11 protein-coding genes, 3 pseudogenes and 1 riboswitch are annotated in these 11,191 nt (G+C 38.2%); of the genes and pseudogenes, 10 read left to right on the top strand and 4 right to left on the bottom strand.

Annotation, left to right across the window (positions count from 1 at the left end; translation table 11 throughout):
* Positions 1 to 369: 369 nt before the first annotated feature.
* Positions 370 to 594 carry a CBO0543 family protein gene (locus ACFFHF_RS01125; RefSeq protein WP_377057445.1) on the bottom strand — a complete coding sequence of 75 codons (225 nt, stop codon included), beginning with the start codon at positions 592 to 594 and terminating at the stop codon, positions 370 to 372.
* A gap of 322 nt (positions 595 to 916) precedes the next feature.
* Between ACFFHF_RS01125 and ACFFHF_RS01120 the strand changes: the two are divergent.
* Positions 917 to 1,176, top strand: a pseudogene (locus ACFFHF_RS01120) (hypothetical protein); the annotation flags it as partial.
* A gap of 260 nt (positions 1,177 to 1,436) precedes the next feature.
* Here the strand turns inward: ACFFHF_RS01120 and ACFFHF_RS01115 are convergent.
* Both ACFFHF_RS01115 and ACFFHF_RS01110 read right to left on the bottom strand, forming a co-directional pair.
* Positions 1,437 to 2,372: pseudogene (locus ACFFHF_RS01115) on the bottom strand (DNA topoisomerase); the annotation flags it as partial.
* A gap of 90 nt (positions 2,373 to 2,462) precedes the next feature.
* Positions 2,463 to 2,627 (bottom strand): hypothetical protein, encoded by a 165-nt coding sequence (locus ACFFHF_RS01110; protein WP_340902420.1) that lies wholly within the window; start codon positions 2,625 to 2,627, stop codon positions 2,463 to 2,465.
* Between the two features lie 143 nt (positions 2,628 to 2,770).
* Here ACFFHF_RS01110 and ACFFHF_RS01105 point away from each other — a divergent pair, with 143 nt between their 5' ends.
* The 7 genes and pseudogenes from ACFFHF_RS01105 to sinI all read left to right on the top strand — a co-directional run bounded on the left by ACFFHF_RS01105 (position 2,771) and on the right by sinI (position 9,064).
* Positions 2,771 to 3,331 carry a peroxiredoxin gene (locus ACFFHF_RS01105; protein ID WP_377057444.1) on the top strand — a complete coding sequence of 187 codons (561 nt, stop codon included), beginning with the start codon at positions 2,771 to 2,773 and terminating at the stop codon, positions 3,329 to 3,331.
* Between the two features lie 57 nt (positions 3,332 to 3,388).
* Positions 3,389 to 3,766: pseudogene (locus ACFFHF_RS01100) on the top strand (DnaJ family domain-containing protein).
* Positions 3,767 to 3,929: 163 nt separating this feature from the next.
* Positions 3,930 to 4,724, top strand: a complete 795-nt coding sequence (motA, locus tag ACFFHF_RS01095; RefSeq protein ID WP_160549086.1) for a flagellar motor stator protein MotA — start codon at positions 3,930 to 3,932, stop codon at positions 4,722 to 4,724.
* Complete coding sequence (gene motB, locus ACFFHF_RS01090) at positions 4,717 to 5,517, top strand: flagellar motor protein MotB (protein ID WP_160549087.1); 801 nt, start codon at positions 4,717 to 4,719, stop codon at positions 5,515 to 5,517. Before motA ends, motB begins: the two co-directional genes overlap by 8 nt.
* Positions 5,518 to 6,002: 485 nt before the next feature.
* Positions 6,003 to 7,100 carry a PfkB family carbohydrate kinase gene (locus ACFFHF_RS01085; RefSeq protein ID WP_160549088.1) on the top strand — a complete coding sequence of 366 codons (1,098 nt, stop codon included), beginning with the start codon at positions 6,003 to 6,005 and terminating at the stop codon, positions 7,098 to 7,100.
* Between the two features lie 13 nt (positions 7,101 to 7,113).
* A complete protein-coding gene (locus ACFFHF_RS01080; RefSeq protein ID WP_340902428.1) occupies positions 7,114 to 8,028 on the top strand; it encodes a pseudouridine-5'-phosphate glycosidase in 915 nt (304 codons plus the stop codon).
* A gap of 775 nt (positions 8,029 to 8,803) precedes the next feature.
* A riboswitch (cyclic di-GMP riboswitch) is annotated at positions 8,804 to 8,897 on the top strand.
* 32 nt (positions 8,898 to 8,929) lie between these two features.
* A complete protein-coding gene (sinI, locus tag ACFFHF_RS01075; RefSeq protein WP_340902431.1) occupies positions 8,930 to 9,064 on the top strand; it encodes a DNA-binding anti-repressor SinI in 135 nt (44 codons plus the stop codon).
* 226 nt (positions 9,065 to 9,290) lie between these two features.
* Here the strand turns inward: sinI and ACFFHF_RS01070 are convergent, their stop codons facing one another.
* Positions 9,291 to 9,620 carry a helix-turn-helix domain-containing protein gene (locus ACFFHF_RS01070; protein WP_160549091.1) on the bottom strand — a complete coding sequence of 110 codons (330 nt, stop codon included), beginning with the start codon at positions 9,618 to 9,620 and terminating at the stop codon, positions 9,291 to 9,293.
* A gap of 576 nt (positions 9,621 to 10,196) precedes the next feature.
* Between ACFFHF_RS01070 and map the strand changes: the two genes are divergently transcribed.
* Together map and ACFFHF_RS01060 are read left to right on the top strand one after the other, a co-directional pair.
* Complete coding sequence (gene map / locus ACFFHF_RS01065; protein ID WP_160549092.1) at positions 10,197 to 10,949, top strand: type I methionyl aminopeptidase; 753 nt, start codon at positions 10,197 to 10,199, stop codon at positions 10,947 to 10,949.
* A gap of 49 nt (positions 10,950 to 10,998) precedes the next feature.
* Positions 10,999 to 11,187 (top strand): hypothetical protein, encoded by a 189-nt coding sequence (locus ACFFHF_RS01060; RefSeq protein ID WP_119706722.1) that lies wholly within the window; start codon positions 10,999 to 11,001, stop codon positions 11,185 to 11,187.
* Positions 11,188 to 11,191 lie beyond the last annotated feature (4 nt).

The raw sequence follows: 11,191 nt of genomic DNA, 5'->3' as shown, positions 1-11,191 counted from the left end.
CCTAATTATAAGGGGTTTTTTTATACCCAAGAAGACTTGTATTTACCATATTTTCAATAAAATTACAGATACCTTTCCGTAAAAATGTCTTGACAAATTTAATTTAAATAAATGCAAAGCTAATGATTTAAAATCAAAAACTTCTTCCCTTTAAGCGACTCCTTTCCTTCTTAATTAACTGATTATAATAGAATTCACTCTCAATCCTTCATTTTTAGGTTACTCAATATTTTTTTGAAGTGATATTCTCGAATAGTAATGAGATATTAAATATAAAATAATGTAGATAGGAAAAGAATAATGATAATTCCAATTTACAGGATTATATAATTTTATCCAAACCGCGAAAGGTTCACCAACAAAACAGCACTAATGGTAGCAAAAAATAATTGCCTTTATAAAAGGGCTAGATATATTTTTATATTGAAGTAAAAACATAACAAATACAGGTAAAAGTGAAGTGTTCCAAGGCATTGAAGCAGGAATAAATGGTACAACTGCATATTGGTAGTACCAAAAACCGAGTTGAACTCCCAGTGAATCTAAAAAATTAGAAATAAACCATAATAAAATCAAGCGGTTAAAGAAACCCATGAACTCTTTTTTTTCTAGATATCCCCCATAAAATCCAAGGAATAATGGTCAATCCTACCCCAACCCACCATTAACACGTGAACAGTACATGTTCTATCCATAACGTTTGTAGTTCTGTATTTGCCTCATGTGTTTGCCGATATAATTGTATAACTTCTTTAACTCCACCAAGCATGTCCTAAAATGCCCCTTTTTCATTATTATTCTCACTATCACTAAATCCATCTTAATAATACATGTTTGCATTTTCGGAACTCTACCCTTAAAAGAGGCACCCATCCGATTGAAAATGTAATAAAATCAGGAACGTGAGGAAAAAGAAAAGTCCAATAAAACGATATTAGGTTGGTTAAAGGAACCACCGGGTATCCTTCACCCGAAACATTTCTAAAAATATTAGAACGACTCGAATACATAAGGGGAATAGAATTAGAGACGGTAAAAATTAGTCATTTGCATCGCAATCGCCTGTTACAGCTATCTCGTTTAGGTTCAAGATATGAGCTTTATCCATTTCTTGACTTTCAAGAAAATAAACGATATTCGATATTAACCGTCTATTTATTACATCTTACTCAGGACTAGTCTTAACGGAATAAAGAGAACAGGTTCGTGTTGGTGGTGTATTTCATTGTGAGTAGTAAACAATGTAAAGATTTTGAGGAATATTTGTTTTCGGTAGATACATGGTATCAAACGAAAGAGAATATGAATAACGTATATTTCCGCGTTTCGTTATATTTATGTACATAAAAATATTATGCACACTTTATAAACAGAAAATGGATTGTTAAATTAATTTGGTTTTAAGATTAATAATTTATGCACACCTCCTTTCTTGTAGATACCGATCGAGGGTAAGTTACTAGCTTGTGCTGCTCATATAATTTTTGCAAAACGCTTGATGTCTTTTTCGCTGAAAAGCCAAAGCGCTTGTTCGCATCACGTTGAAGCTCTGTTAAATCATAAGGAAGGGGCTGTTGCTCAGACTTGGCGGTACGATTGATCGACTGAACGATCGCTTTTTGTCCTTTGCCTTTTTCTAAAATCTGATCTGCTTTGTCCTTGGAGAAAATTCGCTTTTCCCCATTTTCTTCCCAATCGGCCTTCAAAGGTCCAATTTGGGCAGAGATCGTCCAGTATTCCTGCGGTTTAAATGTCTGAATCGCCTTTTCTCGCTCCATCACTAACGCAAGTGTTGGCGTTTGAACTCGACCTGCAGAGAGAGGGTCCTTATATTTAGTGGTTAAAGCGCGAGTCACATTAAGTCCAATTAACCAGTCGGCTTCCGCTCGACAAACCGCTGATGCATATAAATTTTCATACTCGTTCCCAGGACGAAGTTTAGCAAATCCCTCTTTAATCGAACGATCCGTATGGGATGAAATCCACAAACGTTTAAGTGGTTTATTCCAGCGGATTTTTTCTAAAATCCAGCGCGCAACAAGCTCCCCTTCACGTCCTGCGTCGGTAGCGATAATGCATTCCTTCACGTCTTTACGTTTGGCAAGAGATTCGATCGCTTTATACTGGTGAGAGGTTTGCTTCATGACCTTAAGCCCCATCTTATCAGGGATAATGGGTAGGTCTTCTAAATTCCATTGCTTGTATTTCGTATCATAATGCTCAGGCATTTTTAACTCAATTAAATGTCCAAGCGCCCAAGTGACAATATACTTCGGCCCTTCAATATAGCTTTTATGTGTTTGCGTACAGCCAAGAACGCGCGCAATTTCTCTAGCAACGCTTGGCTTTTCAGCAAGTACGAGTGATTTCATTATTTATCCTCCGAATTTCCATTTGCTCGGGTTTAGTATACAGGAAAACGAAAGAAAAAGGGAATAAGAAAGACCTTGCTTATGCAAGGTCTATTCGATGTCTCGAGTTTCCACTCGGTTTTTAAACGCTTCACGTACAACAAGAAACTCCTCATCGCCGATTGCGTCCTTTGTATGTTTTTCAACAAGAGTTCCCTCTGGAAACTTCCCAGGGTGTCCCTTCTTCTTATGCTCAAAATCTTTTCCACGGGCCATTTTTCCACACTCCTTTCCTCCAAATTAGCTTTTCCGGAAAAATTCCCTTCTATGTAGAAAAGAAACAGGACAGTTCAGAAGGTTCATGCATATTTATAGAAAGTACTGGGTTGTAAAATTTTTTAAAAGGGAGGGGGATCCAAGTGACGAATCAATCTCAAAATGAACAACCACCATTTTATGCAACTCGAGACGATCAAGCTCCAACGTTCTCGACAAGTGGATTTGTAAATGGAGAAATCAAAACCTTTGAACTTGAGCAATATAAGGGAAAATGGCTTCTCTTATTTTTCTATCCAAGTGACTTTACACCCGTCTGAGAGACAGAACTAGCGGCGGTCGCTGCTATTTATCCTTATTTTCAGGCAATGAATGTGGAGATTTTGGCTATCAGCACAGATAGCATCTATTCACATAAAGTCTTTCGAGAAACGACTCCCTTTTTACAAAATGTCTACTACCCTATGTTGAGTGATAGAACACATGCGATCTCCAAATCGTATCGAGTATTGGATGAGAAAGCAGGAGCGGCTTTTAGAGCCTCTATTTTTATAAATCCGGAACAGATCATTGTAGCTAAGCTCGTCTATCCGAGGGAAGTCGGACGAAACCTTTATGAACATGTTAGGCTTATGCAGGCACTACAGCATGCAAAGGATACCGGTAAAGGTGTCCCAGCAAATTGGATGCCTGATCAAAGCTAGATAGCAAGCCCCTCGCTTACCATAATACAAGGTATAATAGGGGAAGGAGGGATGTTCATGGATTTTTCTCAAAGTATTTTAGAGGAACGTATTCGTAAGGCGATTGAAAATGGAGACTTCGATCATTTACCTGGCTATGGGGAACCGTTAAAGCTTGAAGATTTATCGGCCATTCCTGAAGAACTTCGTATGGCCTATACCGTGCTGAAAAATGCGGGCTATTCCACAGAAGAACACTCAATTAAGCAGGAAATGATGTCTATAGAATCTCTGTTGAAAGCCTGTGATGACGATGATCAAAGACGAGATCTTTAGAAAAAATTAAATGAAAAGCTGCTGCGTTTTAACAGTATGTTATCCAAACGCCGCGTGAACACAAACTCTTGTATTTTTAAAAATTATGAGCAAAAAATAAATAAGAAGTTATTATTTTAATGCCTAAGGAAACTCCTTAGGCATTTTTTTGTCACATCTTCAAACATAATTTTTTACATATTCCCTTAAAAAAAGACATAATTAGCCGAAATAAAAAGTAGTAGGTTGATAGAAAGAGGACTTCTATCATACAAGTACTTAGGAAAAGACAGGAGAATGAAGTATGGATAAAACGTCGGTAATAGGTGTTGTCATAGGGGTCGTGGCTGTACTAGTGGGGATGTTCTTTAAAGGCGTTAGCCCCGTGCAGCTTGTGAATCCAGCGGCAATTTTAATTATTTTGTTAGGAACGGCTGGTGCTGTAACAATCGCATTCCCAACAAGTGAAATCAAAAGAGTACCAAAGCTGTTCGGAAAGCTTTTTAAAGAAGACAAGTTACCAGACACAGCTGAACTAATAAAAATGTTTTCTGATTGGGCACAGCTAGCTCGTAAAGAGGGGCTATTAGCTCTAGAGTCGCAGACAAATGAAATCGACGATGATTTCTTGAAAAATGGATTATCGCTTGCTGTCGATGGACAAAGTGCCGACTATATTCGCGATGTGTTATCAGAAGAAATTGAAGCAATGGAAGAAAGACATCAATCTGGTGCACTAATTTTTACACAAGCAGGTACGTACGCTCCAACCCTTGGAGTACTTGGTGCAGTAGTAGGTTTGATTGCAGCCCTTGGGTACATGAATGATATCGAGGGACTAGGACACGCGATAAGTGCTGCATTTATTGCCACTTTACTAGGTATTTTTACCGGTTATGTACTTTGGCATCCATTTGCAAACAAATTGAAGCGTAAGTCAAAGCAAGAAGTGAAAGTTAAACAAATGATGGTTGAGGGAATTCTATCCATACTAGAAGGGGAAGCGCCTCGAGTCATTGAAACCAAACTAGCTTCTTACCTACCTGGTAGTGAAAAGAAAAAGTTCTTAGCTGCGACAGGAGAAGCGGCAAATGAGTAAGCGCCGTAAGAAGCATCATCATGAGGAGCATGTTGACGAATCTTGGTTAATTCCTTACGCTGACCTTTTAACTCTCCTACTTGCGTTGTTTATCGTATTATTCTCCATGAGTTCATTGGATGCAAAAAAGTTTCAAGCAATGGCAGAAGTGTTTAATGCTCAATTTACGAGTGGAACGGGGATATTTGAGTTTCCAAGCCCGATTCCTGAAGAAGGAGCAACGGCACCAGACGAGCAGCAAAATGACTCTGAAAGTACCGAACAGTCTCAAGCACAATCTCAAGGGATGACCGAAGAGCAAAAACAACAGCTAGCAGAACAAGCAGAACAGGTTGAGCTCCAAGCCATTCAAGCGAAGGTAAACGAGTATATTACGAGCAAAGGGCTAGAGGACAAACTGGAGACTACACTCGAAGATGACGGATTACACGTAACGATTCGTGACAATGTTTTATTCGAATCGGGCAGTGATTCAGTTAGAACGCAGGATTTAACCATTGTTAGAGAAATCTCAGATTTACTCGTTATGGATCCAGCGCGAAGTGTGATTATCAGTGGACATACAGATAATGTTCCGATTAAAAATGCACGGTTCGCATCAAACTGGGAGCTAAGTGTCATGCGTGCTATTAATTTTATGAAAATCTTACTCGAAAACGACAAGCTTGATCCAAGTTGGTTTAGTGCGAAGGGATACGGGGAATTTCAACCTATTGCTTCAAATGAAGATGCCGCTGGAAGAGCGAAAAATCGTCGTGTAGAAATTTTAATCTTACCAAGAACGGCGGACTGAGCCTGTGATGGCTTCAGTCTTTTTTGTTTTTAAAATAAGGCTGAGCCTTAAATAAAAAGGACCACTCCAAAGAGTGGCCAAAAAGAGATACAAGGGATTATTCATTAGGAAGCGCTTACAAGAAACATTAAAACTAATCGTTGTTATTATCAGGTTTTGGTACTTCCGGTTTACACATTCGATCCATTAAAATTCCAGCAAAAAGTATGCATGCAATTGGAATGGTGAAATTCAAGATGTGAACAACGGTCATGGAAATACCTCCTTCACACATGGTTGAATCTATTTTAATTATAGTTTTTTTTCACAAAAATGGCAAATAAATTTCATAAATTATACAAATTTAGCAATTGACAACAATCTATATAAAGGTGATTTCAAAGAGTGTGAAATATTTTTCCAGTTAAAGAGAATAATATGGGTAGAAAACGGATAAACAAAAGTTTATAATAAAGACAAAAGTCTATAATGTCATGAGGTGAATTATGAGTGATAAGGAAGCAACGATACTTGGACTGATTAAAAGAGATCCATTTATATCTCAAAATGAGTTGGCGGAAAGGACGGGCTTATCTCGTTCGGCTGTTGCTGGTTATATTTCTTCTCTTACAAAGCAAGGAAAACTATTAGGTCGGGCATATGTATTGCCTAATAAAAAACAGGTGATCTGTATTGGCGGAGCTAATGTGGATAGGAAAATGCAAGCGATTGATAAGCTTCAGTTAGGAACATCCAATCCTGCTAGTACTAGTAATTCTTGTGGCGGGGTGGCAAGGAACATTGCTGAAAACTTGGGAAGACTAGGATTCGATGTTTCTCTTATGACCGTTGTAGGCGACGATCATGAAGGCAAATGGCTACTGGACTACACCAGGTCTTACGTAGATATAGAGCCTTCAAAAATTCTTCCTAATGAAGCAACGGGGACGTATACGGCTGTTTTGGATGTAGATGGCGAAATGGCGGTTGCTTTAGCAGATATGAGCATATATGATTCTGTCGATCTAGATTTTGTTGAAAAGCGCTGGGGCTTTCTTGCATCAACAGAGCTTGTCATGATTGATACAAACTTCCCTTCTGACGTACTTGCTAAAGTGATTGATCGCTGTAGGGAAGAAGCGATTCCACTTGTCATTACCCCAGTTTCAGCTCCAAAAATTAAAAAGCTGCCACAAAATCTTGATGGCGTGGCTTGGCTGATCGCGAATAAGGATGAAGCTGAGGCTTTATCAGGGAAACCAATCAAAGACGAAGGTGACTTTTTTAAAGCGGCAGAAGTGATTATGAAAAAGGGCGTTGAACGAGTGGTTATTTCACGCGGGGATAAAGGACTTATTTACTTTACAAAAGCGAATGAAGCGGGTGTCTTGTTGCCGCCAAAGGTTGATGTGGTTGATGTAACGGGGGCTGGAGATGCATTGGTTGCAGGAATCGTCTATGCCTATTTACGTGACTTAAAAACCGAAGATGCGTGCAAAATTGGAATGGCTTGTTCCATGCTAACATTAGCAACGGAAGAAACGGTGAACCCGTCATTGAATCATCAGCAGCTACAAGAAGCTTTTCAACATAATTTTCACTAAGGAGCAATCAAACATGGAAAAATACTTAGAATACTCACAAGAAGTGTTAGAAGCGAAAAAAAATAATGTACCAGTCGTGGCATTAGAATCAACGATCATTTCTCACGGAATGCCGTACCCACAAAATGTACAAACGGCAAAGGAAGTAGAAGACATTATTCGTAAAAATGGTGCCGTACCAGCAACGATCGCTATTTTAGACGGAAAAATAAAAATCGGTTTATCAGACGAAGAGTTAGAACTGCTTGCTACTCGAAATGATATTGAAAAGGCGAGCCGTAGAGATTTACCATACCTAGTGGCGACAAAGAAAAATGGAGCTACAACGGTAGCGGCCACGATGATCTGTGCAGAACTTGCTGGGATCGAAGTATTTGTAACCGGTGGAATTGGTGGAGTTCACCGTGAAGCTGAAGTAACAATGGATGTGTCAGCTGATCTTCAAGAGCTTGCTCAAACCAATGTGGCTGTTGTGTGTGCAGGAGCAAAATCGATTCTTGATATTGGTTTAACACTTGAATACTTAGAAACGCATGGGGTGCCCGTCGTTGGATTTGGTACAGAAGTTCTTCCGTCTTTTTATACAAGAACAAGTCCTTTCCAAGTGAACGTTCAAGTGGAAGATGAAAAAGAAGCAGCAAGCATGATTCATACAAAGTGGGAGCTAGGATTGAAGGGTGGAGTGGTTATTGCGAACCCAATCCCAGAAACAGATGCTCTTGAAGAGGAATTTATCAACGGTGTAATTGAATCGGCATTAAAAGAAGCAAAGGAAAATGAGATTGCAGGTAAAAATGTTACTCCATTCCTTTTAGCAAAGGTGAAAGAACTTACAGAAGGAAGAAGCTTGGAAGCTAATATAGCATTGGTGAAAAATAATGCTGATGTTGGATCAAAAATAGCTGTTCAACTTAACACTTTATCTTAAAAATTATCATGAAGGAGTCAGTCTAATAAGGACTGATTCCTTTTTTTATGCATAAAAATAGAAATAGTTTTACAATAGGTCGATCTGTACATTGTTACGAACGAGTTGTTCTTAAAAAAAATTGTAAAAGTAAGATATAAGGAGAATGGAGATGAAAATGAAAGAAAATCGTTCATTATAACGAAAAAATGGTCACTTTAGGGTGTTTAGTTTTAACTGTACTTGCGTCTAAAATAAAAGTAAGTAATTCTTTATATAGAACAAAAAATAATATGATAACAAACGAAAACTATTAGAATAGTAGGTGGCAGGAATGTACCGGAAAAACTGTGACAAATGCTATCGTCCTTCTTACAGCAGTTCGGAAGCAGGGGAGTGGATCTGTCCTATATGTGGTCATAACCTAACAAAGTTACCATTTTTTGACGCAATTACACTTGAAAGGGTACATGTAAATATCATACCAATCCAAAGAAAATTGAAAGCCTATGAGAAACAAAAACTAGGAATAAAGACTTAATTAACAAAAGTCAGAAAATTTTAAAAATGATTTCGACAGTGGGCGACAGGAAGACTTATGATTTTTGTGCAAATTTTTATAAATGTAAAAAAATGTATGTACCCTTTGGTGTTCAATTGTTCTTTATGGAGGTCTTTGTCGAATACTGTTGCTAAAAAGTTGGGATAGTTTTTAAGTGTATGACAAATTTTTACACAATTTACTAAAATCGAGTAGTAAAATGATTGATAAGTGAATCACATTAGGAGAATAAAACGCAGAAAAAGGCAAACCTTCTGAAAAGGGGGGACGCAAAGTCGCAGGTCTAAGGTAGTTGGAAGTTTTTTGCTAAGACGGCTGGACTGCCTGGAATACGATTGTATTTTAGGGGGAGATTGAGGAATGTTGGAAACGAGTGAAGTGACATTAGAAGAGCTAGACTATGAGTGGATGATGTTAATCATTGAAGCAAAAAAGTTGGGCCTGGAGAAAGAAGAGATTAGAAGATTTTTAGATGAGACTGAAATCAAAAGATAAAAAGAAACTCAGTGTTGTTTCATACATATAATGAAAGTATTTCTGTTAAGGATGGACCGGATAGGAATGCTTTTTGTTTTGTAATAGGCAGTTTTCATAAAGATTGTTGTTAAAATCTAAAAGCCGATTTTAACGTGGAAATAGCTATTTTTATTAAAATTATGCTACAAAGTATAAAAAAAGAGCCAAAAAAAGACAAAATCACCTGGATTTTGTCTTTTTTGCATTAGCTATTATTTGATTGGTTACTTCTCCATTTATTAAACTCAAGAAATTCTTTAAATTGATCCTTCGAAACCCCGGAGTTCATAGCCTCTTTCACAAGCTTCATCCAGTCAGAATCTAGTTCGTCTTTATTTGGGTGCTCATGTATAAGATGATCAACTGGTACATGAAGGACAGCTGAAATTTTCTCAAGAAATTGGATAGACGGATTCGTTTGTAAATTTCTTTCTAATGAACTTAAGTATGATTTCGCGACACCAGCTTGTTCTGCTAGCTCAGACATGGACATTTTCTTCTCAAGACGAAGTTTTTTAACACGATCTCCAATCATCTAGATCACTCACCTATCTCTCTGTATGAATTCATAATAGCAAAAAAAATTGGGTAGTTCCATATTCAGAACGAAAATAGTAGATTCCGTTCTTAAAATTTCTTTAGTTAGTCACAAATGGAAGGTAATTACGGTTCTGGTAATTAAAAACGGATTAACCACTTTTAATACTTCTATGTAGCATTATACACAATACAGTTCGCAATGAAAGTGTTAATTGTGGGCATAAATAAAAAATTTCCACTGTCCACCCCAGACGTACAAAACCGCCCCATCTGTCCACGAACGGTGACAGACACCACAAAAAGACAGAATGGTCCATTTTGTCCACGAAGGGTGTCTGACACCCTTTTATACCCGGGAATGGGGGGGGTGAAACCTGTTTTTTTTGTTCGACAAATTCTTTTTTTGTGTTTGTTGGTATTAAAGGGGGGAAGGGAATTCAATCAAACGTTTGATTGACTATTGTTTGAGGATATCTAACAAAATTAGACATAGGAATGCTTTGCTAATATAGACCAATAGAGAGTACAATAAAGACTATACATTATTGGGATTTGGGGGAAGGTGAGATAAATGATTGTTTTAAAATCACCTCGTGAGATTGAGGCAATGAAAAAAGCAGGGGAGCTTCTGGCTGCTTGTCATAAAGAAATTAAAAAAATAATCAAACCAGGAATAACCACTTGGGAAATTGACCAGTTTGTTGATACATATTTAGCCCGGCATGGTGCTATTGCTCAGCAAAAGGGTTACAGAGGTTACGAGTATGCAACATGTGCAAGCATTAATGATGAGATTTGCCACGGCTTTCCAAGAAAAGAACCACTAAATACAGGGGACATTGTCACGATAGATATGGTTGTTAATGTGAATGGTGCCTTAGCAGACTCTGCGTGGACGTATATGGTGGGAGAAGCTTCCGAAGAAACAAAACGTTTGGTAGAGGTAACAAAAACGAGCTTGTACAAAGGAATTGAAGCAGCCGTTATAGGAAATCGAATCGGAGATATCGGACATGCCATCCAAACCTATGTGGAAGGAGAGGGATTCTCGGTCGTAAGAAACTTTATTGGCCATGGAATTGGCACCTCCATTCATGAAAAGCCGGATGTTCCGCACTTTGGACTACCAGGAAAAGGTCCACGCATAAAAGAAGGAATGGTATTTACGATCGAACCGATGGTGAATGTCGGAAGTTACGAAACCAAAATGGATTCCAATGGTTGGACCGCTCGTACCATTGATGGGGAAAACTCGGCTCAATTTGAGCACACAATCGCCATCACGAAGAATGGTCCGATCATTTTAACCGACCAAGGAGAATAATCAATCACTATCAACACAAAACTATATGAATTTAGATGGAGGAAGTCCCATGACAGAAAATCATGAAACAGAAAAAAAGAAAATTAGCTTACAAGAAGCGATTAAGCAACAACTAGAAAAAAAGAAAAATCAGCAAGCAGGAGGAAAAGCTAGCGCCAACGGTCCTGCGACCACAAAGAAAATGAAAAGCCAGCAAACCAAAAAGGTGAGCAATCAACGCCGTAAGATGGGCGTATAAGGGC

The organism is Robertmurraya beringensis (assembly GCF_042433785.1).
In the GTDB taxonomy this organism is placed as follows: Bacteria; Bacillota; Bacilli; order Bacillales; family Cytobacillaceae; genus Robertmurraya_A; species Robertmurraya_A beringensis.
Note: the sequence above shows the minus strand (reverse complement) of the source record. Positions and strands in the feature narration are given on the sequence as shown.